Here is a 24,228-nt window from a genome sequence, read left to right on the forward strand (position 1 = left end):
TAGGCCCAGTAATGCCAGAAGGTCCAGTATTCCCCGTAGGCCCAGTAATGCCAGAAGGTCCAGTATCCCCCGTAGGCCCAGTAATGCCAGTAGATCCAGTATTCCCCGTAGGCCCAGTAATGCCAGTAGATCCAGTATTCCCCGTAGGTCCAGTGATGCCGGAAGGTCCGGTACCGCCAGAAGGTCCAGTATTCCCGGAAGGTCCAGTACTGCCAGTGTTTCCAGTAGGCCCACTTTCTACTAATACGATATAATCTGGAGATACATTCGGAAATCCTTGAGGTGCATCTTTTTTTACAACATAGCCGCTGCTCGTATAAGTGACAACTTGTCCTGTTTTATAGGTGGGAGCGGCTGCTAGACTAAAGGCGGTAGTACTTTGTAAACCAGCTCCAGTAGCTCCAGCACTACCCGTAGGTCCAGTAGCACCGGAAGGCCCAGTATTCCCGGAAGGTCCAGTGCTCCCGGTAGCACCGGTGGGCCCAGTGTTTCCAGTAGAACCATTGTTGCGTCTGCCGTCGCAACTAAAATAATTACGTGGGTACATGTACGTTCTCCTTTCTATATTTTGAAAATCTAGTTTTATAAATAGAACCACTATATATATATTATGAATTCTATATTTTTGTGTGTTCAATCGTATTGTGTGTAGATTTTAAAATAGAGAGGAGAGTTGAATCGTTATAGAGCCAACGTTTCTCTTGTGGGCCGAAAGTAACACCCAAGTCAAAATTAAGCTGCAAATAGATCTTAAAGTGATTCTTATTTTTTCATAGCAAAATAAGAAGCGGTTAGGAAACAAATAAAGCCTAAAATCCAACCAATAGAAGGAGAATAAGGAAGTATATGTTGTAATACCATTCCGCTAGAAATAAAAAAGCTACCGAGTAGGCCTAAGAAGATGGGGTATCGCAGTAATTTGAACATGAGTGATACAACCGCCTTTATTACATATATTGTATATTAGTCTTAATTTTCTGTATATAAATTTAAGAGAAAATGGTGGTACAATATATGAAGGATATGAGAAGAGAGGATGAAGATTAACATATGTACGTTACTGTAACAGAAGCAGCATATAAAAAGATTATGGATATGATTCCAAATGAAGCGAAATATATAAAGTTATTTTACGATAATGAAGGTTGCGGTTGTGTAATGAGCGGAATTATCGATTTAGTAGCTGTAGCAGAAAAAGATGAGCGCGATGTGGATATCGAATCTAGCGCAATGAATTTTATCGCAGATCGCACAAAGCTTGTATTTATGGATGATAAGTTAACAGTTGATTGGCATGAAGTTGGAGGAACTTTTCAGCTGAAGAGCCCGAGCCAATTTTATAATCCAAATATGAAGTTACACGTTCGAGTGTAAGAAAGAAAAGATGGTCCAAAATATTTTTGGACCATCTTTTTATTATATAAGGTACTATTATTGTCGTTTTTTGTTGATAAGTCGATATATATATAAAATCGCCGATATAATTCGAGTTGCGCTGATATATTCGAAAAATCGTTGATATAATTTCATGTATCAAACAAAGCAAACCTCTCCATACAATACAAAGATTTTTTCACATAATGAAATGTACATATGATTGAATTTTCTGTATAATCTTATTTGCGGGGGGATATGCATGAGAAGATGGGGGATTGAGTTATTAATTTTAGCAGTCGTTATTATTTGGGGGATTAATTTTACGATTGCTAAATATGGACTTTTAGAATTTACAGCAATTGAGTTTACTGCACTTCGGATGATATCAGCGGCACCGCTTATGTTACTCCTTACATTTTTTATTGAAAAGTCGGTTTATATGGAGCGAAAGGATATACCTAGATTAATCATCGTTAGCGTTGTAGGTATTGTATTGTATCAAACGTTATTTATGGAAACTGTCAAATATACATCCGCTACAAATGCCTCTTTACTCATTTCTATTTCACCTATTTTTACAACTGTATTTGCTATTTTTTTGAAACAAGAAAAGTTTTCTTCTCGAAAGCTCATCGGTTCTATAATTGCCTTTGGTGGTGCTGCATTAGTTTTATTAGCAGGGCATTCGCTTGCTAGTTCTTTTTATGGTAACGGAATTGGACTTATTACATCAATATGCTGGGGGCTTTATCCTGTTTTAGCAGGTCCATTAATTAAAAAATATTCAGCACTACGTGTTACCGCATGGTCAGCATTAGTTGGCGCGATTCCGCTTTTATTGTTAAGTGGACCACATGTATTTATAATGCCATTTCACATTACACATGGAATGACACTATTCGCTTTACTATATTCCATTTTCTTTGTAACAGTATTTGGTTTAGTGATGTGGTATGTTGGTATTCAAAAAATTGGCGCGTCACATACGATGGTATATATGTATATAACGCCACTTGTAGCTGTTTTATTTGCAGCTATATGGGCAAATGAATATGTATCATTTCAACAAATAATCGGTGGAATTATTATTTTCTTCGGTCTATGGTTTGTGAAATCGGAGAAAGTAAAAATTCATTCTACTGCGGGGGAACCTATATCAAAATAGGAAAACAGATCATCTATGATCTGCTTTCCTATTTTTTTATTTTTGGTAAGAAGACGAGAAATAAGATAGCAGTAATAAGTGGAATTAAGTTTAAAAATGGAATACGGAAGAGTGTGATAAGAATAATACCTGGAAGAAGAACACCGAGGACAGCGTAGAAAATACTATGATTTTTCGTGTACCAATACAATGAAAGTCCAATAAGTGCAGGGATAATGAGGTGAATGAGAGCCATTAAAAAATAAATCATTAGACGCCCCCTTTATTTGTGTACTTATTACATCATATCCGTATGTTCATAGATTGATATCACTTTTTTCATAAATGGACGAAAAATGTTTGGAAAAACGTCACAAATTATGAGAATATGATGTTTGAAATCTTGTATAATATTATTTCCTGAAAACATTAAAAACAACATAAACATACTGTTTATGTTGTTTTTAATTTGAGTGAAATGAATTTTAAGTAGTATGAACTCGAAAGAAATGAGTTATACAGCTTTTGTTGGATAGATAAAAATTACTGAAGAGGAGAACAGCATGATTAGTATGTCATTAAGATCATTTAAAATTCAATCGTATTATTTACTAGGTTTTCTTTTGCTAGGATGGATGTTAACACCGTTTTCAGCTCATTTTCTAGGTGCTGGAATTGGACTTATCGTAAGTATGTATTGTGTTTGGCTTTTAGGGAGACGAATTGAGAAGCTTGGAGATAGTATCGTAAAGAAAACGAAAGCACCGACGCTCGGTATGTTTAATCGTTTTGCAGCTGCCATTTTGGGCGCTGTTATTATGTACGAAATTGAGCACCACATGGTTATGTGGGCATTTGCAGTAGGGATTCTGGGTGGTTATTTCTTAATCGTTGTGAATTTAGGCTACTATAGTATGAAAGATGAGGAAGAATTAACAAAGGGCTAAAAAGATAAAAAGCCTCTTTTTAGATGGAATAGAGGGTCCGGCGAGGGGTAGTTACAATAGGAAGCATAATTTTGCATAAAATACAGGTTTCTGCTTCCTATAAGCTAACATGAAATCACGTATTAGTATGACTCTTATGTTCTTTAAAAAAGGTGGATATAATACAACAAATTATTCCGGTAATTAGAATAATATATTTTATCGTTTCACTTGTATGCTCAAATAAATTAACATTAAGCATCACAAGTCCCCAAAACATTTGGATCGCTCCATAACTGAATAAAATTTTTCCTGTACGAGAAAAATTTTTCAAAGGCCTCATCCTTTCCTGCATATGTAAATTGTATCATAAAAAAATAATAATGAATGATTATAAAATGAATTTTTTGTAAAATTTGGATGTTGGTATGTAATTTTACGAACTAAGTCATAGATGAAGAGATAAGATATAGAAAGAAGCTTACGTTAAAAACGTAAGCTTCTTTTTTATGTAAGTGTGTATAACCGTAAAGCCGCATTGGGTTTTGTCGGTGAGTACGCGGAACTTTACGGTTACACGGCACTTATTCATATGAGTAAAAGGGGTATTCCAACAGAAAGTTTGTACTTAAGCGATTGGACCGCCTAAGTTAATAATATCTTCAGAAACGCTGTCGAACTTTTTGAAGTTCTCTTTGAATTCGCTCGCAAGTTCGATTGCTTTCTCTTTATAAGCAGCTTTATCAGCCCAAGTTTGTTCAGGCATTAACACTTCGTCAGGTACACCTGGTACGTGAAGTGGAACTTCAAGACCAAAGATGTCATGTTTAGCTGTTTCAGTTTTCGCAAGTTCGCCGCTTAATGCAGCTTGAATCATTGCACGAGTGTAACCTAAGTTCATACGTTTACCAATGCCGTATTCGCCACCAGTCCAGCCAGTGTTTACTAAGAATACTTTCGCATCGTGTTTCTCGATTTTTTCACCAAGCATTTCAGCATAGCGAGATGCATCAAGTGGTAAGAATGGTGAACCGAAGCAAGTTGAGAATGTTGCTTGCGGAGATGTAACGCCGCGCTCTGTTCCTGCTAGTTTACTAGTGTAACCACTTAAGAAATGATACATAGCTTGTTCTTTTGATAACTTACTGATTGGAGGCAATACGCCAGATGCATCAGCAGTTAAGAAAATGATTGTATTTGGGTGTCCAGCAACACTTGGCAGTACGATATTGTCGATCGCATGCATAGGGTATGCAGCACGAGTATTTTCTGTTAAAGTAGTATCGTTATAGTCTGCGATACGCGTTTGGTTATTAATGATAACGTTTTCTAAAACAGATCCAAATTTGATTGCATCGAAAATTTGTGGTTCTTTCTCGTGAGAAAGGTTTACACATTTTGCGTAGCAACCGCCTTCAATATTGAATACACCGTTATCAGACCAACCATGCTCATCATCACCGATTAATTTACGGTGTGGATCAGCAGATAATGTTGTTTTACCTGTTCCAGATAAACCGAAGAATAGTGCTACGTCGCCTTCTTCACCTACGTTTGCAGAGCAGTGCATAGAAAGAATATCTTGTTCAGGTAGTAAGAAGTTCATAATAGAGAAGATTGATTTTTTCATTTCTCCAGCGTATTCTGTACCACCAATTAGTACGATACGTTTTTCGAATGAAACCATAATGAATGCTTCAGAGTTTGTACCGTCAACAGCTGGATCAGCTTTGAAATTCGGTGCAGAAACAATTGTGAACTCTGATTCATGAGTTGTTAATTCTTCTTCAGTTGGACGAATGAATAATTGATGTACAAATAAATTGTGCCATGCATATTCGTTAATAACTTGAATTGGTAGGCGGTAATTGCGGTCAGCGCCTGCAAATCCATTGAAGATGAATAACTCTTCTTTTTCTTTTAAGTATTCTAAAACTTTAGTATATAATTTATTAAAATGTTCTTCAGAAATCGGTTGATTCACTGCTCCCCAAGCAATTTTGTCAGCAACCGATGCTTCTTTCACAATAAATTTATCTTTAGGAGAACGTCCTGTATATTTTCCTGTTGAAGCAGAAACGGCACCAGTAGAAGTTAATTTCCCTTCATTTCGCATTAATACTTTTTCCACTAATTGCGGAACACTTAGTTGAATCTGTGCATTGCTTCCGTTCAATAATTCGTGTAAACCAATTTGGACATTCACAGTACTCATATTTATATACCATCCTTTTCATTTAATGAAATATTTCTCGTAATCCCCAACAAGAGTATAACACAATTATATAAATAATGTATACTATTTATTTCTTTTTGTTTGTGTGAATGTATTATTTCCTTATTAATATTTCATTCCAGGCGTATTGAGAAAAACTTTCAGGAAAATGTGAATATTAATTGACAAATGAATATCATTTCTTTAGTATAGGTTGGGACGGATACTCTCTTATCCCGAGCTGGCGGAGGGACAGGCCCGATGAAGCCCAGCAACCTCACTTGTAGTGGTAAATACAGGTGAATAGGTGCTAAAACCTGTGCGAGGCTAACGGTCTCGAACGATAAGAGCAAAGGGCAAAAAGCAGTATGCAAGTAGCAAATTAAACCTTTCCTCTATGTAAAGTAGGAAAGGTTTTTCTGTATGCTTGTGTGGGAGAATAAATGTATGTCGCAGTTTGTGGCAAATTAAGGATGAGTTCCGTACAATATATACAATTACTGTAGGGAGGTTTACCACATGACAAAAAAACGTCATCTGTTCACATCTGAGTCTGTAACTGAAGGACATCCAGATAAAATTTGTGACCAAATTTCTGATTCAATTTTAGATGCGATCTTATCAAAGGACGCAAATGCACGTGTAGCTTGTGAAACAACTGTAACAACTGGTTTAGTATTGGTAGCGGGGGAAATTACGACTTCTACTTACGTAGATATTCCAAAAATCGTTCGTGAAACAATTCAAGGCATTGGTTACACACGCGCAAAATACGGATTCGATGCAGAAACTTGTGCAGTTTTAACATCTATCGATGAGCAATCTGCTGACATCGCTATGGGTGTTGATCAAGCGCTAGAAGCACGCGAAGGTCTAATGACTGACGCTGAGATTGAGGCAATTGGTGCGGGAGACCAAGGTTTAATGTTTGGCTTCGCATGTAATGAAACACAAGAATTAATGCCACTTCCAATCTCGCTTGCTCACAAATTAGCTCGCCGTTTAACTGAAGTACGTAAAGATGACACATTATCATACTTACGTCCGGATGGAAAAACGCAAGTTACAGTTGAGTATGATGAAAATGGTAAACCTGTACGTGTAGATACAATCGTAATTTCTACACAGCATCATCCAGATGTTACATGGGAAGAAATCGATCGCGATTTAAAAGAGCATGTAATTAAAGCTGTAGTTCCAGCAGAATTAATGGATGGAGAAACGAAATTCTTCATTAACCCAACTGGCCGCTTCGTAATTGGTGGACCACAAGGTGATGCTGGTTTAACAGGACGTAAAATCATCGTTGATACTTATGGTGGATACGCTCGCCACGGTGGCGGTGCATTCTCTGGTAAAGATGCAACGAAAGTTGACCGTTCTGCAGCATATGCAGCTCGTTATGTTGCGAAAAACATCGTAGCAGCTGGTCTTGCTGACAAAGCAGAAGTACAACTTGCATACGCAATTGGTGTAGCACAACCAGTATCAATTTCAGTTGATACATTCGGGACTGGTAAAGTATCTGAAGACGTACTAGTAGAACTAGTTCGTAACAACTTCGATCTTCGCCCAGCTGGTATTATTAAAATGCTAGACTTACGTCGCCCAATTTATAAACAAACAGCAGCTTACGGCCACTTCGGACGTACTGATGTAGACCTAACATGGGAACGTACAGACAAAGCTGCAGCTTTAAAAGAGCAAGCTGGTCTATAATATATGAAAAAAAGCTTTGCGCGGTGAGCGCAAAGCTTTTTTTATTTTGTTTTACTTCCAATTTGAATGCATGAGCTACAATACACTTTTTCATATTCATCATGCCACTTGCCGGAAAAGGCATATGAACCCATGCCTTTTCATACGTTTGTATTTCTTTTTCACATGATTTGCAAAGGATTGGTTTCTTCTTGAACATATGTAATCAACCTTTCATTTGACGTGCTTTACCCGCGCAAAAGGCACTGCTTAGTAAAAATAGTGTTGCGAATATAATGCTTACTAATGTAGCGGATGGAATTGCGCTTTTTAGAGAAAAGCCAATAGTAATGGAAGCGACGAATAAGAGGATGAATGTTGTTGTTAATTTTTTATAAAGTTCCATAATATGTAGACCTCCTTATTTAGAGATAGAACGTTTAAAAATAAAATCTATTATATAGGCAAGTACGAGAGGAATTAATGTGCTAGTCAAATAGTAACGAATACCACCATCAGGCATAAGCACATACAATTTTAAAAAGTTAATATCGAACCCGTAAGCGATACATTGAAAAAGGGATAATATAATTAGGAATGGTATAATGGGTACGGATCGTTTCATATTTTGAATCATGTAAAGCTCCTTTATATGGATAAACATACTTATATTGTATCATGTTGAATTCTTTACTCCATACATAATTTTACAATAAAATGAAAGGAAAGATGAAAAATGAGTGTTAATGAACATAAAAAACAAGCACCAAAAGAAGTGCGTTGTAAGATTGTGACGATTTCCGATACACGTACAGAAGAGACAGATAAGAGCGGACAACTATTACATGAATTGTTAAAAGAGGCAGGGCATACAGTGACCTCTTATGAAATTGTAAAAGATGATAAAGAAAGTATTCAGCAAGCAGTGTTAGCTGGTTATCATAGAGAAGATGTTGATGTCGTGTTAACAAATGGCGGTACTGGTATTACGAAACGCGATGTGACGATTGAAGCAGTATCAGCGTTATTACATAAAGAAATTGTCGGGTTTGGTGAGCTGTTCCGCATGATTAGTTATTTAGAAGATATCGGAAGCAGCGCAATGTTAAGTAGAGCGATTGGCGGTACAATTGGGCGCAAAGTTGTCTTTTCAATGCCAGGGTCTAGCGGAGCAGTTCGTCTTGCGATGAATAAATTAATTTTACCGGAATTAGGTCATATTACATTTGAGCTGCATCGCCAATGAGTAAGTATGCTGGAATTGTATTAGCAGGCGGTATGTCGAGTCGATTCGGTGAGCCGAAAGCGTTAGCGAGCTGGCAAGGTAGTACTTTTATTGAGCATATTTTGAAAGTGATGACAAGTGCGTTGCAAGAGGTTGTGGTCATTAGTAACTCCGATGTAAAAGAGCGAGTAGAGCAACTCGTACAAGTTCCTGTTATAGAAGATATTCCGCATTATAAAGGAAATGGACCGCTTGCCGGCATTGTATCAGGTATGGAATATATAGAAGCAGATTGGTACGCTATTATGCCTTGCGATGCACCAAACGTTTCGCCAGAGTGGTTTACCATTTTACTAGAGCAAACGAGTAATGAATATGATGCGGTTGTACCTATTATTAATGGAAGAAAACAACCGTTACTTGCAGCGTATCATAACCGCGTGAAAGAAAAGATTTATGCTTTGCTTCAGGAAGAAAAAAGAAGTGTGGGCCAGCTTTTATCACAATGTAATGTAAAGTATGTTGTTGGAGAAGATGTACAAGCGCATGCGGATTGGTTTATAAATGTGAATACGAAAGAAGAATATGTGCAGGCTCAAAAAAACCTTTCAAATGAATGAAAGGTTTTTTGGTATACAGAAATTGGGGAACAATTACTGTATAAAGGTATGTGAGTAAGTTGATTTTAAGGGGAATTTCTTAAAATCACTATACAGTTAAAATACTGTATAACCATATATTAATTTTTATGGGTTTTTATTACAAGTCTGTTTAGTTATGTTTATTTTTGATATAATGAATATAGAAATAAAACAATGTTTAACCTTATGTATCATTTATGAAACTAAAATTTATAACTGTGTAATAAACTCCCTTCGTCTAGTTGAAGGGAGCTCTTCTGTTTAAGCGAGTAATTCTGATGCGGTGTTCTGAAGGACGGTTTCGTATTGGTCAAGTAACCCACGGAAAATCTCATCCCAGCTTTTTGTTTTAGCATAAGATGAAGCCGCTATGCTCATTTGCATAAGTTGCTCTTCATTTCGCAATAAAGAATGGATGGATGATAGAAATGAATCCGCATGTTTGGGTGGGCAAAGAATTCCTGTTTTTCCATCTGTAATAATATTTTTAACCCCACCACTATTTGCACCGATGACAGGTGTACCGCATGCAAGTGATTCGAGTACGACATTTCCGAACGTTTCAGTAGCGGATGGAAATACCATGATGTTAGAACAAGCATATGCTTCAGCTAAATCCTTACCTTGTAAATAGCCAGTAAAAGTGACATTTGTTTTCGGAACAGCTTCACGTACACTTGGTGCTAGAGGACCGTCTCCTGCGATGAGCCAATGAATATCGTTTCGAGTATGTGCTGTTTTAACGATAAGGTGTTGCAGCGTATCAATATCTTTTTCAGGGGCAATTCGTCCAACATAGGAAAGGACATACTTCGCTGTAATATTATATTTTTTTCGGAATAGGTCTGTATTGTAAGCTGGATGAAAGAGTGTGCAATCTACACCACGTCCCCATATGGAGAGGGCCTGAAAGCCTTTATTTTTTAATTGATGTAATGTTTCAAAGGAAGGTACAAAATTTTTTTGCATATGACTATGAAACCATTTTAAATAGTTCCAAAGCATATTGGAGAGGAATTCGATTTTGTAATAACGTAAATAGGCATCGAAATCAGTATGATAAGAACCGACAACTGGGATGTTTAACTTTTTTGCATAATACAATCCACAAAGTCCCATGTTGAAAGGTGTGGCAATGTGAATAATGTCAGGTTTAAAGGAAAGTAGTTCCCGTTTAATGCGCGGAGTAGGAAAAGAAAAACGACATTCTGGATATAATATTGTTAACGGGATACTTCTCATCTTGTTCACATTAGCTACGAAATTATCTTCAGCTGTATGCTGAGGGGCGAAAACAGAATAGGCGATCTTTTCTTTCTGAAAGTAACGTGTTAATCGTTCTAATGTTTTCGCAACCCCGTTAACTTGTGGCGTAAAAGTATCGGTAAAAATGGCGACTCTCATCATATCACTCCTTTATGTGAAAAGTGGGATGAATTGATAAAAAGAGATGATGCCAGAGCAAGTGCCGAGGCACATACCGACGAATACATCAGACGGATAGTGAAGCCCTAAATAAATGCGAGAAATACCAACGCATAATGCTAACGGTAATAGAAAAGCAAATATGCTTGGATTATAGCAAATAAATGGAATAAGGACAGAGAAAACGGCTGTTGTATGACCAGACGGGAAAGAGTGGTCTTTTAATGGATGGACTGGATATTTCGCATCTTGAATTGTTAAATAAGGGCGTTTTCGCGGATACCATCTTTTTAATATTTGTACAGGAATATGGCTAATTGCTAAAGAAATAGCAGTTGCGATTGCAGCTTGATGCAAAGTCCCTTTTGCAAAAATTAAAAAGAAAAGTGTGAGTGCGATTGAGAAAGTAGCACCACCGATATGAGTAATATTGCTGAAAAAGATATTTAATGTTTTTTGATCAAAGTATCGGTTAATTCCTTTGAAAATGTAACATTCTATTTTATACAGTCCACTGACCTTCATGAAAATTCTCCTCCCTCGTTTACATATATATGGAGATATTAGCTTTTATTTTAATAAGATTTTATTGAGGGAGTAATAATGTTTTGTAAAGAAAAAGTTAGTTTTTATATAAAAAGCTGCCACTTTAATGGCAGCTGGAAAAGTTACTTCTGTAATGATTTATAATACTGGCCTTTTTCAACATATTGTGTGCGAATTCGCTCCATGTCTTTACGGTCTTCTTCTGTTAATTCACGAACGACTTTAGCTGGTCGACCGAATGCTAATGTGTTTGGCGGGATTTTCTTTCCTTGTGAAACGAGGCTTCCAGCACCGATAAAGGCTCCTTCACCAATTTCAGCACCATCTAATATAATAGATCCCATTCCAATTAAAGCATCTTTTTTAATATGACAGCTATGTAAAATAACTTGATGCCCAATGGTTACGTCGTCTTCTAAAATAAGAGGATACTGTGGGCTTTGGTGAAGTGTACATTGGTCTTGTACATTTACCCGGTTTCCAATGATTGTTGGTGAAACATCACCGCGTATGACTGTATTAAACCAAATACTTGATTCTTCACCAATGGAAACGTCGCCTGTAATCGTAACATAATCAGCGACAAAAGCACTACTCGCAATTTTCGGATTTTTTTCTTTGTAAGGATATATCATGTAAAGTCTTCCTTTCCTAGAGACTAGTTTCAGTGTATCAAATTATGAGAAAGAGTGAAATGGAGGAGGTCCGTATGTGGAATTATGAAGCAGAGGAAGCGAAAGCTGTCGTTGTTATCGTGCACGGCGCAATGGAATATCACGGACGTTACGAAGCCGTTGCGGAAATGTGGAATCATATCGGCTACCACGTCGTAATGGGGGACCTTCCGTCACATGGAACGACTTCGAGAAATAGAGGACATATTGATTCATTTGATGAATACATAGAGGAAGTTAAATTGTGGGTGAAAGAGGCAAGAAAGTATAGGTTACCTATTTTTATATTTGGTCATAGTATGGGTGGTCTTATTGTCATTCGTATGATGCAAGAAACGAAGAGAGAAGATGTAGACGGCATTATTTTAAGTTCGCCATGTTTAGGCTTAGTAGCTGGACCTTCAGCACCGCTTCAAGTTGCCTCAAAAATATTAAATGTTGTTGCACCAAAATTGCAATTTGCAACGAATCTTACAGTGGAAATGTCCACTCGTAATCATGAAGTTCGGGACGCAATGGAGAATGATTCATTGTTCTTGCGCAAAGTATCAGTACGTTGGTATAGTGAATTGATTAAGTCTATCGAAATTGCTCATAAAAAAATAGATGATTTTCCAGATGTTCCGCTCTTGCTAATGCAGGCGTGTGAGGATAAACTTGTAGATAAAACACGTGTCCGCATGTGGTTTGATAATGTTAAAATGAGTGATAAGGCTTTTAAAGAATGGCCGAATTGTTATCACGAGTTATTAAATGAGTATGAGCGTGATGAAATTTTGAATTATATTCAGTCATTTACTGAAATACGCATCAATAACATAATAGAAACAAACAAATAAGTAAATTATTTGTACATCGAATAGAGGAGATGAAGGAAGAAGTGAACGTACCGAGTAATCCCATAACGCTCATGGCGAAAGTATACCGTGATGTGTTTCCGGTAGTACACCATGAGCTAGCGGTGTGGAAAGAGCGTGCCTACCATATTCCGAATGATGAGCTTCATAGTCAGGCAATCGCGAGTATTGAGAATAAAACGTTTCATTGCGAAGGCGGTGGTATTTTAGCACTGTTAGCAAATGAGCACCGAGAGGAATGCATTCGTTTTATCGTAGCGTATCAAACAATCAGCGATTATTTAGATAATTTATGTGACCGCAGTACATCACTTGATCCGAATGATTTTGCCGCACTGCATGAATCTATGTTAATGGCATTATCACCTGAAGTAGAAGGTGGCGGTAATTATTATCGCTATCGTGATGACCAAGACGATGGTGGTTATTTAGATGAACTTGTTGAAACATGCCAAGATGTTTTAAAGAAAACGAAGCACTATGACAAAATTGCTCCTGTTCTTCATGAACTTGCTTGTTATTATTGTGATTTGCAAATTCATAAACACGTGAAGTTAGAAGAAAGAGAACCACGCTTACAAAAATGGTTTGAAGCACATAAAGAAAATTTACCTGAAATGAGCTGGTTTGAATTTTCAGCATGTGCCGGTTCTACACTTGGAATCTTCTGTCTTGTAGCATATGCATTTCATGATGAATTACATGATGAAGATATTGCGAAAATTAGACAAGGATACTTCCCATACGTACAAGGACTTCACATTTTACTTGATTATTTCATCGATCAAGAAGAAGACCGTATAGGCGGGGATTTGAATTTCTGTAGTTATTATGAAAACGAGCAAGCGATATTAGATCGTATGAAACATTTTGTAGAAAAAGCAGAGAAGAGCATTGGTGATTTACCTCATGCGAAGTTTCATCGTCTCATAAGCCGAGGGTTACTTGGTATTTATTTATCAGATCAAAAAGTATCAGCACAAAAGAATATGAACAAAATGGCACGGCGCATTGTAAAATACGGAGGGCTTACTTCACGATTCTTCTATTGGAACGGGAAGATGTACCGAAAGAAAATGGCGCAGTGATGAATAAAACCACTCATGTAGAGTGGTTTTTGTTATAATGTGGTAAATGCTGGTGGTGGAAATGAAGCGATTGTTTCAAAAGCTATATGAAAATATTGAAGTAACGTTACTCATGCTACTTTCCATTTCATTTGTAACTGGAATGTATATGATGATGAATAAAGCGGGTGGTTATCTTTTTAATAAGTAGTAGAAAAAAAGAAAATAGTAAATAAAAAGCATTTGTACACGGGAGTACAAATGCTTTTTATTATGATCGTATTTTTGCAAATACATATATGAGAAGTTCAATCGCAAAAATAACTAAAACAGATAGTCCGAATAAAGGCATGACAGCGCCTAGTATAACCATCATGATAAAGAAAACGATTATGCTTTTCTTATCTCTTTGCTTTGGTGGTGCTGCTAATTTTCCTTTCGGCTTTCTTGCAAACCACATTTTTACTCCGTAATAAATAAGAAGTAATAAAGATAATGTCGTTAGTAAGCATAATATTTTATTTGGCCATCCGAATAAATGACCTTCGTGAAGCGGGATACCGTAAGTGAACCATTGTGCAAATAAGCCATAATCACGATAGTCTGTTTTGGAAATAAGCTCTCCGCTATATTGATCAAAATAAGCTGTTATTTCTTCATTTGGTGCGACATGCATACCTGTAATACCAGAACCGCTCGATTTCGAAACGGTGAATACACCTTTCGGATCAGTTGGTAATGAGATTACATATGGTTTCTTTATTTCAATTCTCTTTTGTAATTCATCGACAGAAATAGCTTTCGGTTCATTTGTATTCGATTCAGGAGGAGCTTCTTTTCTTGTTGCCCACGGCAATTCTTTTACCTTTGATTCAGGCGGTGCCATATACAACTTTGGATATCCAATCGATTCATTCGACGATGCGATTTTATAAATTTGGTTACCCATAAATCCTGACCATGGCAATCCAGATGCGACTAACAAAACGAGTGGAATTGTAAATATAATACCGATAATAGAATGACGTCGTTTTGCTTTTTCTCGTTTATTAGATGCCGGTGTGTTTTTGAACTGGCGTATACTCATATACAATCCAGTTACAATTAAAAAGATTGTCCAGCACGCCGCAAGTTCTACAATATAGTTAACGACAGTGCCACCAACTAAAAGAGAACTATGTAATTCCCTCATTATATTCGCAAACGTTTCACTTGCATTTTGATCTCCAACAATTTGATTATTGCTATCTAAATACACATATTTTTGTTGCCCCGTATATTCATTTGCAATAGTAAGCCTCGTATTATAATCCCCATTAAACTCACTGATTTTCGCCACACTATAATGTGGATATTTTTTCTCTGTTAAGGAAATAGAATCAGACATCGAAATAGATTCCGTTTGGGCGCTCTTCCCAAAATATAAATCTTTATAGATGAAATCTTCAACTTCTTCCCGAAATAAATACCCAATTCCGCTCAGTGACAACGTAATAAGAAGCGGTGTAATAAAAAGCCCAGTGTAAAAATGCCAACGCCAAAAAATGTAATGAAGCGAACGATTTACTTTCATACTTTCAGTTCCCCTAACCTTCCCTATATGAATAAATTCCTCATTTTAATATAGCGAGATTAAGTGTGGATATTTTGAAGGAATTGTGAAAAATGTTAAAAGTTTTGGGGATGTTTTCTATGTTTATGAAGATTTCTTTGTATTTGATAGATACATCCTAACAAGCGCCTCAGCAAGACATTGGGCAGAATCAACAAAATCCTCACCCGCCACCACATTTAAATCAGTACATGCGATAATTGCGGTATCAACTTCATCTTTCAACTGCACAACGAGCGTATTCCACAATTCGCGAGCTTTTTCAATTTCTCCGCCTTTAATACAAGAAATAGTTTGATTAATCATTGTCTGCCATTTTTCATAATGAATGTATTCTATATTCAGTTTTACAATCCCGTCTTGATAAATACCAGCTTGAATTGTCGCTTCTGTTGCGAGAAGCGCGATTCTTTTTGTACTTTCAGGAATTGCTTGTAACGTCTCATCGACTATATTTAAAATCGGAATGGACAGAGAATGCTGTAATTCCTCGAAATAAAGATGCGCCGTATTGCAAGGCATAGCGATAAAGCTTACGCCAGTACTTTCAAGTTTTTGTGCCCCTTCAATAATTGCTTTTTTCATCGCTTCGTGATCAATGGGGCGATCCATGTAAAATGGTGTTGGGCAAGAATAAATCATCATATGAGGAAAGTCCATATCATGCTTTGCTCCGTATATTGTTTGACACTTTGCTACAACTGTATCGACGAATGGTCCAGTTGATTTTGGTCCCATTCCTGCTAGTATTCCGATCATTGGTTTGTCTCCTTTAATATGTAATTAAAAACGTTTTTTGCGAACGACAAAAAGAAATAAAGTAAGTAATAAAAATGAATATACGATAGCCCAAGCTGTGAGCCATAGCGTGTGAGTCAGTATATTATATTTGTATTGTCCAAGCATTAGAAAGCTTTCGACAGGTGGTAAAAACCATAGTAACTCTTTTTTAAACCGGATGGAGGCAATCGTTATAAGTAATATAAATATCAGGCTAAGCCAAGCTGTGCTTGCTTTTGGAATCATATTTCTAGTAAATAAAGTTGCAATTGAAATTCCTAGTATAGAGAAAGACATGTGAGTGAGAAATCCGACTAAAAATAAAGAAACTGTCATTTCTTCATTAAACATTTGCAAAAAAATTGGGTAGATTACGGATATAAAAGATAAAACAGTACAAATGAGAAGAGCTGTAATATATTTACCAACATATAGTGCGGAAATATTATTTGTGTGAGAAATAGTAATTTGTTCTTGTACAGGGTCTTCCGTATGAAAAATTGTGACTGTAATCCAGGCAGATAACAAATAAAGTGCGAGTGCTGTTTCTAAGTATGTCGGCACAATAGGAGTAGGTTTATATGCATATACAAAAAGTAAGCTCACAAAGTACATCGCAATAGGAGGGACGTACTTATACGATTTTGTATAGTCGAGAAAGTGATAACGAATAAGAGCAAACATAATAAACCTTCTTTCGATTTAAAAGTTAGGTTGTAGCAGTGTGATAGATGCTTTTTTATGTAATAAAAACTGAAGCATTTCGTTTGTATATTCTTTTTCGATTTGTAATTGAATAAGGTTTTGATTTGAATTGTGTGTAACGTGTATAAAACCTAATTGTTTCCGTAGTTCTATCGCTGAAAACGTTTCGTGAACGATTGCTTCAATATAGACTTGTTCTGCCACTTTTTGCACAGAGATATCTTCTGTGATGGTATGATTTGCTAACGTCACAATTCTATCGGCGAAGTTTTCTAGTAGTTGTTTTTCATGACATGTGAAGAGTATAGATATGCCGTGTTGTTTTAATGAGAGTAAAATATGTTCTAGTTCTTGCTGAGAGTTAGGATCGAGTCCAGAAAGAGGTTCATCTAAAATTAATAAATGGACGTCCGTAAGCAATGCTTGCATAATACCAGTTTTTTGTTTCATACCTTTTGAAAAGTTTCGTACAACGGAATGTCTTGCATGATGTAAATGAAAAGATTCAAGAAGCATCGGAATTTTATCTTTTAAATATTTTGTTGATAAACCGTGAATGTGACCGAGATGATATAAATAATCCTCTAATGTAAAACGAATCCCTTCAGGAAAATGTTCAGGTACATAGCCAATTTGTATATGTTCTTTTCTTTGAAGTGTCCCTGCCGTAGGTGAAATAAATCCTGCAATTATTTTGAGTAGAGTACTTTTTCCAGTCCCGTTCCCGCCAATAATAGCGAGCGCTTCTCCTTCTGGAATGGATAAATCAATGTTGTCTAGTATAAGTGATTTGCCATACTTCTTTTGAATTCCCCTTAGTTCTACTAGCAAAGTTCTATCCTTCTTTCTTCAAATAGTGTATATATCCATTATATAGGAGAATAAGAAAAAGACGTGCAATGAGTGCACGTCTTTTTTTGTTATGTTTTGTCGAATCGTCGATATATCGAAAAAATCGTTGATATATTTTATCGCTTCTCAATCGCCACAATAAATGGTGGGTTATTTTGCTGGTTAATGAAGCCGTATCGTAGTACGTGAGCTTGTTTTTGGTCGAGTTCTTCTGCAAATTTGAGAACAGCGTCGCGTTCTACTTGTCCTTCTGGGTGTCCGTGGTAAATGACAAGGACGATGATTCCTTCAGGTGCCATTACTTCTAGTAATTGTTCAATTGCCGAGAGTGTTGAGTTCGGTTTTGTAACGATATGCTTGTCACCACCAGGAAGGTAACCTAAGTTGAAGATAGCGCCTGTTACTTTTCCTTTTGCATCTTCTGGTAGTACGGATAGAAGCGTATCGTGACTATCGTGAACTAAAACAGTACGTTCAAAAAGCTCTTTTTCTTTTAGACGGATAGTAGAGCTTTCAATTGCTTCTTTTTGAATATCAAATCCAAATACTTTTCCGTTATCTCCAACGATTTCAGCTAGGAAGCATGTGTCATGTCCATTGCCGAGCGTTGCATCTACAGCGTAATCGCCTTCTTTTACTGCCGTTTGCAGTAGTGTGCGAGCAAACGGTAATACACGTTCTAATTTCATTGTTGTTTCTCCTCATTTGCATATTTTCCTTGCCAGCTTCCGCGGCGTACAAATTCTGCATCGATGGAATTTAATACTTCCCATTTATTTAAGCTCCACATTGGACCAATCATTAAGTCAGGCGGACCGTCACCTGTGATACGGTGCACAATTACGTCTTCTGGAATCATTTCAAGTTGGTCAACAACGAGACTTACGTAATCTTCAAGAGAAAGGAATTCTAGTTGTCCTTTTTCATATTGCTTCACCATTGGTGTTCCTTTTAATAAATGAAGTAAATGAATTTTAATTCCTTGTACATCAAGCTTCGCTACTTCACGAGCTGTTTCCATCATCATGTCGTAATCTTCAAGTGGAAGACCGTTAATAATATGAGAGCAAACTCTAATGCCATGCTTACGTAATTTATTTACACCTTCCACGTAAGATGGGTAATCATGAGCGCGATTAATAAGGTTTGCAGTTCGTTCGTGCACAGTTTGTAAACCGAGTTCAACCCAAAGGTATGTGCGTTTATTTAAGTCCGCTAAATATTCAACGACATCGTCCGGTAAACAATCTGGACGAGTGGCGATAGAAAGACCGACAACGTCTTTTTCTGCTAGAAGCGGTTCGAATTTTTCTTTTAACACTTCAAGTGGTGCATGTGTATTTGTGTACGCTTGGAAATAAGCGATACATTTTCCGTCTTTCCACTTTGAGCGCATTTTTTCTTTCATTTCATGATATTGCGTTATAACATCATTGCGGCGATCACCAGCGAAGTCACCAGATCCGGCAGCACTACAAAATGTACAACCACCGTAAGCAACTGTACCGTCACGGTTCGGGCAATCGAAGCCAGCATCTAATGAAACTTTAAAGATTTTTTCACCAAATTCATTTCGTAAATGGTAATTCCATGTATGATAACGTTTATTGTCGTTTGTATATGGAAAAGGGTTTTGAACCTTCATTACTTTCCCTCCTAAGCCGAGTCAAAATGAAACAAAATCCATTATAACATACTCATAAGGTTCATATGGAAGGGACACACTAAAGGGGAATTGAAGCAAGGAGGGACAATTATGGCAGAGCGTCAATCACTTGAATCGTATATTACACAAGCAGAACAAGCGGTGGAATATGCGAAAGAACAATTAGACCAAGGTATGAGACAAGAGCATTATAATACGATGGAGTATTCAGATGCACAGTTACAATTAGAACAAGCATATAACGATTTACAAACGATGCAGCAACATGCGAATGATGAGCAACGTGAGCAGTTAAATAGAGCACGCATGGCAATTCGCCAACTGCAACATCAAATGATTATTACACCGCACTAATAAGGAGTGAATGTAATGGCGAAACGTTCAGATCAAAATAATCCAGAGCAAAAAACGCAAAATGGACATAACGCTGAGTTTTCAAATGAACTTGATCCAGTTGTTCAAGTGAAACAGCGCAACAGTAAAAAAGGACAACCTCAAAGATCAAAGCAATCAGAGTAAACCAGGTCGCAATATGACCTGGTTTTATTTTGCTATATGACAATAATGTAAGATTTCTGTAAGGTTTGCCGATAGTTGTAAGCTTACTTTTCCAGTAGAGTAAGGGAGGATTAAATTTTGGACAAGGAGTTGCTTTATGGGGAACAACATTACAAACAAACGAATTGATGAGTTAGATTACATTCGTGGCTTCGCATTACTGGGGATTATTTTAGTAAATATTCTAGCGCTACTGAATATTAAAGTGCCAGATCCTAATACAGTAGATGCTAGTTATCAAAGGTTTCTATACTTATTTGTGGAAGGTCGTTTCTTCTCGATTTTCTCATTCTTATTTGGAGTAGGATTCTACATCTTCATTACAAGAGCGATTGCGAAAGGGAAGAATGGGTACGTTCTATTTCTACGCCGCGTAGTTGCACTATTTATTTTTGGTTTAATTCATCAAATGTTTCAGCCTGGAGAAGCACTAGCGTTATACGCAATTTGTGGATTAGTCGTTTTACCGTTTTATAAAGCGAAAAAAGAAGTGAATGTAGTACTCGGTCTTATTCTTACGGTAGCTTTTAGTATTATGGCAGCTAAGGAATTATTACCAGTAGGTTTAATTTTATTAGGTCTTGCTGCAGGGCAGTATAAAGTGTTTGAAAACCTTTCAGCGAAAATCAAACAAGTCGCTATTTTTACAGGCGTTATGTTTGTTTTAAGTGTTGCAGCGTTATGGTATCAATATGGGCACGTTCCTGCTAATCCATTTGTAAATATGATAATTATGAATGAAGATGGAACAATGGACGCTGCAGGTCAATTCTTAAAAATTGGTGTTACAGTTGGACCAATTATTTCAGCTTTCTATGTAGGAGCATTAATTTTATTACTTCAGTTAAAACCAGTTCAAACATTGTTAGCACCATTGAAATACTACGGTCGTATGGCTTTAACGAATTATATCGGACAAACTGCAATGATTTTAATTGCTGGTAGTGTATTTAACTTTGCAGGAAACTTAACATACATGCAGACGTTATATGTATGTATCGCAATTTACGCTATTCAAATTGTGTTTAGTGTAATTTGGATGAAAATCTTTAAAATGGGTCCACTAGAATGGATTTGGCGTGTTATTACGTATTGGACGGTAACACCTTTAAAGAAATAAGGAGAGAAGTGGGCTGTTCCTTTTGTGGAACAGTCTATTTTTATTGTCATCTTTTTTCGGTAAGTCGATATTCCTTTGAGAATCGCTGATAAAATTGCATTTACCAATGAGGTTGATCCAAAAGAAAACGAACCTTACACGCGTGCCTTTTTTATATTACAAAAGTGTAAGGTAATTGTAATGTTAACAAATAGCAGTTCTCTTCTAAAAGGCGCAAAATAGGTAATGGAAAAACAAGCGTAGGAGGATATATATGACGAAACCAGTTGTAGACGTGAAAAACGTTCAAAAAGTGTACGGTAAAAAAGGTGAGAACCAATCACACGCGTTAAAAGGTGTTTCATTCTCAATTCAAGAGGGTGAGTTTGTTGGAATTATGGGACCATCTGGTTCTGGTAAAACGACATTATTAAATGTAATTTCAACGCTTGATAAAGCAACGGGCGGCGTTGTTGAAATTGCGGGTACGGATATTACGAAAATGAAGCAAGGTGAGCTTTCTGATTTCCGTTCACAAAAATTAGGATTTATCTTCCAAGACTTTAACTTATTAGAGAACTTATCTATTTATGAAAACATCGCACTTCCACTTTCCCTTCAAGGTGTTTCATCACGTAATATTGGACCGAAAGTAGAAAAAGTAGCGGATATGCTAGGGATTACAGAAATTCTTCAAAAGTATCCATCTGAAGTATCTGGTGGACAAAAGCAGCGTTCAGCAGCAGCGCGTGCACTTGTGCATGAGCCAGCAATTATTTTAGGGGACGAGCCAACAGGAGCTCTTGATTCTAAAAATGCAACGAGTTTACTTAATGCGATGACAAACTTAAATAAAGATCAAGGTGTATCGATTATGATGGTTACGCATGATCCGTATAGTGCAAGTTACTGTCAGCGTATTTTGTTCATTCAAGATGGTGAGCTATATAAAGAAATTCATCGTGGTGGTACGCGTGAAGAGTTCTACAAAGAAATTTTAGATGTACTTGCAGATTTAGGTACACAAAAAGCGTAAGAAGGGAGGTTCCAGTATGTTATTTAAACTTTCCATGTCGGGGCTGAAAAGTAAGCTGAAAGATTATATCGTCTTACTTGTCGGTCTTGTCATGTCTATCTCAATTTTTTATATGTTCCAAACGTTAGCGCTGAATAAAGCGTTTATCGAATCTAACTCAGTTATTCAATCAATTGGATTCGTATTCCAGGCAGGTTCATTTTTACTAGCCATTATAACGTTCTTCTATATTTTATATGCGAACTCTTTCTTATTATCTCTTCGTCAAAAAGAGTTTGGTATGTACATGATGTTAGGAGCAAAAAAACATAAAGTTACATTGCTTATGTTTATTGAAACGATTGTATTAGGTGCTGCGTCTCTTGCGATTGGTATTACAGTTGGTGTAGGACTTGCAGAAGGTATCGGACAGTTATTAATGAAACAATTAGAATTTGCTGGTGAAGGCTATAAAGCATTTTATCTTCCCTCTATGACTGTTACTTGCATTTTCTTCTTCGCACTATTTGTATTATCGGCAATTATGAATAGTATTAAATTATCACGTATTTCTGTACTGCAACTTGTACATGCAGATGCACAAACAGAGCGTGTTGCGGTAAAGGGAAAAATGACAGGTGTCGTTGCAATCCTTGCTGTTATTTTATTAGGAATTGGCTATGCATCAATGATCTATATGGCAAAACTAAGAGAAATGGGAATCCTTATTGCATTAATTACAACAACAACTGGTACTTACATGCTATTTGGATCACTTCTCCCAGTTATCATTAGAAAGTTAAAGAGTAATAAAAAACGTAGTGAAAAAGGACTTAATGCTTTTACGTTTGCACAATTAAATTTCCGTATTAATAGCTTAACGAAAGTACTTGCAACGGTAGCGATGTTAGTTGCTCTTGGAGCGGGTGCAATTTCAGGTGGTATGGCGTTTAAAAATAACGTTATAAAAATGGTTGATGGTTTAGTAATATATGATTCAGTTATTCATAACCCAACAGCTGAAGAAAAGAATATTTTAGATGGTATTACATTTAAAGAGAAAAATGAATATCGTTACAAAGTTGATAATAAATACGTTTATTATGTAAAAGAAGATTTAGAGAAAAATCCTCCTTTCGTACAAGATACAAAACAGATGGAAAGTATGAAGGATTTAGGAAAAATAAAGAAAGTTTCAGAGGAACTGCCAGTAGGTGCAGTTTCTAGAGAAATGAATGAAAAAGATGCGAGTGCTAAAGAACTTCCAGAAGAATGGAACGAGGCTTTCAGAACAATTCAGCCATTTTATCTATATGAAGATCATGCAATTAAAATTGTAGATCAGAAAATGTACGATACTGTAAATGGTAAAGAAGGAATCGTAGTCACTGGAAAAACAGACGATTTTGTAGCATACACAAAAGAATGGAAAAAACTTGACGAGTTGCAGCTAGTTAAATATAAAAATGTAAAAGCTGAAAGATTAGATAGTAAATATCAATCTTACAATGGATTTTACGGCGTTGCGAGTGGAACAGTATTTATGGGATTCTTCCTTGGAATTGCGTTCTTAGCAATGATGGCAAGTTGTTTAATGTTTAAAATTCTTTCTGGTGCATCAAAAGATATTACGCGTTATCAAATGCTTCGTAAAATCGGTGTGCGCCGTGAGTTATTAACGAAATCGATTTATAAAGAATTATTCTTAGTATTCTTATTCCCGGCAATTGTGGGTATCGCTCACGTATTAGTTGGTATGAATATTTTCGGATTTATTTTAATGGATCCTTACTTCCGTATTTGGGTACCGATCGTAATTTTCGTAGTTATTTATGCGATTTATTACTTCATTACAGTTCAATTGTATAAAGGAATTGTTCTTCCAAAAGAAGATTAATAGGTAAAAAGCCGAGTGAAAGTGCTCGGCTTTTTGTATTTTCAGAAAAAACACTTTAATGTTACTGAAATATATAATATAATATAAATAAGTAACATAATATGAAAGTATCAGCAACCGAAAAATGAAAGGAGGAATCCGATCTGTAGAAAGAAGCTGAACTTGTACTCCCCCTATTTTTTCTACCCACACCGTATTTGTACAATCATAAATTTCCAAATGAAAAATTGTCGTAAGAGTATATTGTGA

General features: G+C 36.5%; 28 protein-coding genes, 1 pseudogene and 1 riboswitch. Of the genes and pseudogenes, 14 read left to right on the top strand and 15 right to left on the bottom strand.

The window, feature by feature from the left end:
• Window positions 1-547 (bottom strand): annotated as a pseudogene (locus CER22_RS32695) (collagen-like protein); the annotation flags it as partial.
• A gap of 503 nt (window positions 548-1,050) precedes the next feature.
• Between CER22_RS32695 and CER22_RS26535 the strand changes: the two are divergent.
• Window positions 1,051-1,374, top strand: coding sequence for an iron-sulfur cluster biosynthesis family protein (locus tag CER22_RS26535; RefSeq protein WP_088610037.1), 324 nt, complete (start codon window positions 1,051-1,053; stop codon window positions 1,372-1,374).
• 262 nt (window positions 1,375-1,636) lie between these two features.
• A complete protein-coding gene (locus CER22_RS26540) occupies window positions 1,637-2,542 on the top strand; it encodes a DMT family transporter (protein ID WP_088064632.1) in 906 nt (301 codons plus the stop codon).
• A 28-nt stretch (window positions 2,543-2,570) separates the two neighbouring features.
• Here CER22_RS26540 and CER22_RS26545 read toward each other — a convergent pair whose 3' ends face one another.
• Window positions 2,571-2,792: a hypothetical protein gene (locus CER22_RS26545; protein WP_000639043.1), complete on the bottom strand. Its 222-nt coding sequence runs from the start codon at window positions 2,790-2,792 to the stop codon at window positions 2,571-2,573.
• Window positions 2,793-3,084: 292 nt separating this feature from the next.
• On the opposite strand from CER22_RS26545, the gene CER22_RS26550 reads away from it, so the two are divergent.
• Window positions 3,085-3,468, top strand: coding sequence for an ATP synthase subunit I (locus CER22_RS26550; protein ID WP_060486665.1), 384 nt, complete (start codon window positions 3,085-3,087; stop codon window positions 3,466-3,468).
• 115 nt (window positions 3,469-3,583) lie between these two features.
• Here the strand turns inward: CER22_RS26550 and CER22_RS26555 are convergent, their stop codons facing one another.
• Window positions 3,584-3,781, bottom strand: a complete 198-nt coding sequence (locus CER22_RS26555) for a hypothetical protein (RefSeq protein WP_088064631.1) — start codon at window positions 3,779-3,781, stop codon at window positions 3,584-3,586.
• 294 nt (window positions 3,782-4,075) lie between these two features.
• Window positions 4,076-5,662 (bottom strand): phosphoenolpyruvate carboxykinase (ATP), encoded by a 1,587-nt coding sequence (pckA, locus tag CER22_RS26560; RefSeq protein WP_048540837.1) that lies wholly within the window; start codon window positions 5,660-5,662, stop codon window positions 4,076-4,078.
• Between the two features lie 228 nt (window positions 5,663-5,890).
• Window positions 5,891-6,012: riboswitch (SAM riboswitch) on the top strand.
• A 169-nt stretch (window positions 6,013-6,181) separates the two neighbouring features.
• On the opposite strand from pckA, the gene metK reads away from it, so the two are divergent.
• A complete protein-coding gene (gene metK, locus CER22_RS26570) occupies window positions 6,182-7,381 on the top strand; it encodes a methionine adenosyltransferase (RefSeq protein WP_000163113.1) in 1,200 nt (399 codons plus the stop codon).
• Window positions 7,382-7,586: 205 nt separating this feature from the next.
• On the opposite strand, the gene CER22_RS26580 is transcribed toward metK, so the two are convergent.
• Both CER22_RS26580 and CER22_RS26585 read right to left on the bottom strand, forming a co-directional pair.
• Window positions 7,587-7,766: a hypothetical protein gene (locus tag CER22_RS26580; protein WP_088610038.1), complete on the bottom strand. Its 180-nt coding sequence runs from the start codon at window positions 7,764-7,766 to the stop codon at window positions 7,587-7,589.
• Between the two features lie 15 nt (window positions 7,767-7,781).
• On the bottom strand, window positions 7,782-7,997 hold the full coding sequence (locus tag CER22_RS26585) for a hypothetical protein (protein WP_088610039.1): 216 nt from the start codon (window positions 7,995-7,997) through the stop codon (window positions 7,782-7,784).
• Between the two features lie 99 nt (window positions 7,998-8,096).
• Here CER22_RS26585 and CER22_RS26590 point away from each other — a divergent pair, with 99 nt between their 5' ends.
• Both CER22_RS26590 and CER22_RS26595 read left to right on the top strand, forming a co-directional pair.
• Window positions 8,097-8,606: a MogA/MoaB family molybdenum cofactor biosynthesis protein gene (locus CER22_RS26590; protein WP_063223620.1), complete on the top strand. Its 510-nt coding sequence runs from the start codon at window positions 8,097-8,099 to the stop codon at window positions 8,604-8,606.
• The gene (locus CER22_RS26595) at window positions 8,603-9,205 is read left to right on the top strand and encodes a molybdenum cofactor guanylyltransferase (protein ID WP_088610040.1); all 603 of its coding nucleotides are present in this window, start codon (window positions 8,603-8,605) and stop codon (window positions 9,203-9,205) included. The genes CER22_RS26590 and CER22_RS26595 overlap by 4 nt, the downstream gene beginning before the upstream one ends.
• 282 nt (window positions 9,206-9,487) lie before the next feature.
• Here the strand turns inward: CER22_RS26595 and CER22_RS26600 are convergent, their stop codons facing one another.
• The 3 genes from CER22_RS26600 to CER22_RS26610 all read right to left on the bottom strand — a co-directional run bounded on the left by CER22_RS26600 (window position 9,488) and on the right by CER22_RS26610 (window position 11,832).
• Complete coding sequence (locus tag CER22_RS26600; RefSeq protein WP_088610041.1) at window positions 9,488-10,630, bottom strand: glycosyltransferase family 4 protein; 1,143 nt, start codon at window positions 10,628-10,630, stop codon at window positions 9,488-9,490.
• Between the two features lie 12 nt (window positions 10,631-10,642).
• Complete coding sequence (locus CER22_RS26605) at window positions 10,643-11,176, bottom strand: phosphatase PAP2 family protein (protein WP_000868583.1); 534 nt, start codon at window positions 11,174-11,176, stop codon at window positions 10,643-10,645.
• 143 nt (window positions 11,177-11,319) lie between these two features.
• Window positions 11,320-11,832: a gamma carbonic anhydrase gene (locus CER22_RS26610; protein ID WP_000640213.1), complete on the bottom strand. Its 513-nt coding sequence runs from the start codon at window positions 11,830-11,832 to the stop codon at window positions 11,320-11,322.
• A gap of 74 nt (window positions 11,833-11,906) precedes the next feature.
• Here CER22_RS26610 and CER22_RS26615 point away from each other — a divergent pair, with 74 nt between their 5' ends.
• The 3 genes from CER22_RS26615 to CER22_RS33850 all read left to right on the top strand — a co-directional run bounded on the left by CER22_RS26615 (window position 11,907) and on the right by CER22_RS33850 (window position 14,006).
• On the top strand, window positions 11,907-12,710 hold the full coding sequence (locus CER22_RS26615; protein ID WP_088610042.1) for an alpha/beta hydrolase: 804 nt from the start codon (window positions 11,907-11,909) through the stop codon (window positions 12,708-12,710).
• A 41-nt stretch (window positions 12,711-12,751) separates the two neighbouring features.
• Window positions 12,752-13,816, top strand: a complete 1,065-nt coding sequence (locus CER22_RS26620; RefSeq protein WP_142293576.1) for a tetraprenyl-beta-curcumene synthase family protein — start codon at window positions 12,752-12,754, stop codon at window positions 13,814-13,816.
• A gap of 61 nt (window positions 13,817-13,877) precedes the next feature.
• Window positions 13,878-14,006, top strand: coding sequence for a hypothetical protein (locus CER22_RS33850; RefSeq protein ID WP_255294038.1), 129 nt, complete (start codon window positions 13,878-13,880; stop codon window positions 14,004-14,006).
• 60 nt (window positions 14,007-14,066) lie between these two features.
• Here the strand turns inward: CER22_RS33850 and CER22_RS26630 are convergent, their stop codons facing one another.
• From CER22_RS26630 to CER22_RS26655, 6 genes are all read right to left on the bottom strand, one after another.
• Window positions 14,067-15,368, bottom strand: a complete 1,302-nt coding sequence (locus tag CER22_RS26630) for a PepSY-associated TM helix domain-containing protein (protein WP_088610044.1) — start codon at window positions 15,366-15,368, stop codon at window positions 14,067-14,069.
• 123 nt (window positions 15,369-15,491) lie between these two features.
• A complete protein-coding gene (locus tag CER22_RS26635; protein WP_088610045.1) occupies window positions 15,492-16,166 on the bottom strand; it encodes an aspartate/glutamate racemase family protein in 675 nt (224 codons plus the stop codon).
• Between the two features lie 24 nt (window positions 16,167-16,190).
• Complete coding sequence (locus tag CER22_RS26640; RefSeq protein WP_088610046.1) at window positions 16,191-16,871, bottom strand: ABC transporter permease; 681 nt, start codon at window positions 16,869-16,871, stop codon at window positions 16,191-16,193.
• Between the two features lie 18 nt (window positions 16,872-16,889).
• A complete protein-coding gene (locus CER22_RS26645; RefSeq protein WP_088610047.1) occupies window positions 16,890-17,723 on the bottom strand; it encodes an ABC transporter ATP-binding protein in 834 nt (277 codons plus the stop codon).
• Between the two features lie 137 nt (window positions 17,724-17,860).
• Complete coding sequence (locus tag CER22_RS26650; protein WP_088064619.1) at window positions 17,861-18,433, bottom strand: class I SAM-dependent methyltransferase; 573 nt, start codon at window positions 18,431-18,433, stop codon at window positions 17,861-17,863.
• The gene (locus CER22_RS26655) at window positions 18,430-19,389 is read right to left on the bottom strand and encodes a TIGR01212 family radical SAM protein (RefSeq protein ID WP_088610048.1); all 960 of its coding nucleotides are present in this window, start codon (window positions 19,387-19,389) and stop codon (window positions 18,430-18,432) included. Before CER22_RS26655 ends, CER22_RS26650 begins: the two co-directional genes overlap by 4 nt.
• Before the next feature lie 111 nt (window positions 19,390-19,500).
• Between CER22_RS26655 and CER22_RS26660 the strand changes: the two genes are divergently transcribed.
• The 5 genes from CER22_RS26660 (at window position 19,501) to CER22_RS26680 (ending at window position 23,979) form a co-directional block, all read left to right on the top strand.
• A complete protein-coding gene (locus CER22_RS26660) occupies window positions 19,501-19,764 on the top strand; it encodes a YtzC family protein (protein ID WP_000840869.1) in 264 nt (87 codons plus the stop codon).
• 15 nt (window positions 19,765-19,779) lie between these two features.
• On the top strand, window positions 19,780-19,929 hold the full coding sequence (locus tag CER22_RS26665) for a hypothetical protein (protein WP_001129345.1): 150 nt from the start codon (window positions 19,780-19,782) through the stop codon (window positions 19,927-19,929).
• A gap of 136 nt (window positions 19,930-20,065) precedes the next feature.
• Window positions 20,066-21,088 (top strand): DUF418 domain-containing protein, encoded by a 1,023-nt coding sequence (locus tag CER22_RS26670; RefSeq protein WP_088610049.1) that lies wholly within the window; start codon window positions 20,066-20,068, stop codon window positions 21,086-21,088.
• 253 nt (window positions 21,089-21,341) lie between these two features.
• A complete protein-coding gene (locus tag CER22_RS26675; RefSeq protein ID WP_088610050.1) occupies window positions 21,342-22,103 on the top strand; it encodes an ABC transporter ATP-binding protein in 762 nt (253 codons plus the stop codon).
• A gap of 16 nt (window positions 22,104-22,119) precedes the next feature.
• Window positions 22,120-23,979: an FtsX-like permease family protein gene (locus CER22_RS26680; protein ID WP_088064617.1), complete on the top strand. Its 1,860-nt coding sequence runs from the start codon at window positions 22,120-22,122 to the stop codon at window positions 23,977-23,979.
• The last annotated feature ends 249 nt before the right edge of the window (window positions 23,980-24,228 follow it).

It is taken from the genome of Bacillus sp. K2I17 (genome assembly GCF_002209985.1).
Classification (GTDB): domain Bacteria; phylum Bacillota; class Bacilli; order Bacillales; family Bacillaceae_G; genus Bacillus_A; species Bacillus_A wiedmannii.

What these genes read in the sequence shown, in the direction of transcription:
- CER22_RS26535 (WP_088610037.1), top strand. Translation starts at nt 1,051, where the DNA reads ATGTACGTTACTGTAACAGAAGCAGCATATAAAAAGATTATGGATATG.
- CER22_RS26540 (WP_088064632.1), top strand. Translation starts at nt 1,637, where the DNA reads ATGAGAAGATGGGGGATTGAGTTATTAATTTTAGCAGTCGTTATTATT.
- CER22_RS26545 (WP_000639043.1), bottom strand. Translation starts at nt 2,792, where the DNA reads ATGATTTATTTTTTAATGGCTCTCATTCACCTCATTATCCCTGCACTT.
- CER22_RS26550 (WP_060486665.1), top strand. Translation starts at nt 3,085, where the DNA reads ATGATTAGTATGTCATTAAGATCATTTAAAATTCAATCGTATTATTTA.
- pckA (WP_048540837.1), bottom strand. Translation starts at nt 5,662, where the DNA reads ATGAGTACTGTGAATGTCCAAATTGGTTTACACGAATTATTGAACGGA.
- metK (WP_000163113.1), top strand. Translation starts at nt 6,182, where the DNA reads ATGACAAAAAAACGTCATCTGTTCACATCTGAGTCTGTAACTGAAGGA.
- CER22_RS26580 (WP_088610038.1), bottom strand. Translation starts at nt 7,766, where the DNA reads ATGGAACTTTATAAAAAATTAACAACAACATTCATCCTCTTATTCGTC.
- CER22_RS26585 (WP_088610039.1), bottom strand. Translation starts at nt 7,997, where the DNA reads ATGATTCAAAATATGAAACGATCCGTACCCATTATACCATTCCTAATT.
- CER22_RS26590 (WP_063223620.1), top strand. Translation starts at nt 8,097, where the DNA reads ATGAGTGTTAATGAACATAAAAAACAAGCACCAAAAGAAGTGCGTTGT.
- CER22_RS26595 (WP_088610040.1), top strand. Translation starts at nt 8,603, where the DNA reads ATGAGTAAGTATGCTGGAATTGTATTAGCAGGCGGTATGTCGAGTCGA.
- CER22_RS26600 (WP_088610041.1), bottom strand. Translation starts at nt 10,630, where the DNA reads ATGAGAGTCGCCATTTTTACCGATACTTTTACGCCACAAGTTAACGGG.
- CER22_RS26605 (WP_000868583.1), bottom strand. Translation starts at nt 11,176, where the DNA reads ATGAAGGTCAGTGGACTGTATAAAATAGAATGTTACATTTTCAAAGGA.
- CER22_RS26610 (WP_000640213.1), bottom strand. Translation starts at nt 11,832, where the DNA reads ATGATATATCCTTACAAAGAAAAAAATCCGAAAATTGCGAGTAGTGCT.
- CER22_RS26615 (WP_088610042.1), top strand. Translation starts at nt 11,907, where the DNA reads ATGTGGAATTATGAAGCAGAGGAAGCGAAAGCTGTCGTTGTTATCGTG.
- CER22_RS33850 (WP_255294038.1), top strand. Translation starts at nt 13,878, where the DNA reads ATGAAGCGATTGTTTCAAAAGCTATATGAAAATATTGAAGTAACGTTA.
- CER22_RS26630 (WP_088610044.1), bottom strand. Translation starts at nt 15,368, where the DNA reads ATGAAAGTAAATCGTTCGCTTCATTACATTTTTTGGCGTTGGCATTTT.
- CER22_RS26635 (WP_088610045.1), bottom strand. Translation starts at nt 16,166, where the DNA reads ATGATCGGAATACTAGCAGGAATGGGACCAAAATCAACTGGACCATTC.
- CER22_RS26640 (WP_088610046.1), bottom strand. Translation starts at nt 16,871, where the DNA reads ATGTTTGCTCTTATTCGTTATCACTTTCTCGACTATACAAAATCGTAT.
- CER22_RS26650 (WP_088064619.1), bottom strand. Translation starts at nt 18,433, where the DNA reads ATGAAATTAGAACGTGTATTACCGTTTGCTCGCACACTACTGCAAACG.
- CER22_RS26655 (WP_088610048.1), bottom strand. Translation starts at nt 19,389, where the DNA reads ATGAAGGTTCAAAACCCTTTTCCATATACAAACGACAATAAACGTTAT.
- CER22_RS26660 (WP_000840869.1), top strand. Translation starts at nt 19,501, where the DNA reads ATGGCAGAGCGTCAATCACTTGAATCGTATATTACACAAGCAGAACAA.
- CER22_RS26665 (WP_001129345.1), top strand. Translation starts at nt 19,780, where the DNA reads ATGGCGAAACGTTCAGATCAAAATAATCCAGAGCAAAAAACGCAAAAT.
- CER22_RS26670 (WP_088610049.1), top strand. Translation starts at nt 20,066, where the DNA reads ATGGGGAACAACATTACAAACAAACGAATTGATGAGTTAGATTACATT.
- CER22_RS26675 (WP_088610050.1), top strand. Translation starts at nt 21,342, where the DNA reads ATGACGAAACCAGTTGTAGACGTGAAAAACGTTCAAAAAGTGTACGGT.
- CER22_RS26680 (WP_088064617.1), top strand. Translation starts at nt 22,120, where the DNA reads ATGTTATTTAAACTTTCCATGTCGGGGCTGAAAAGTAAGCTGAAAGAT.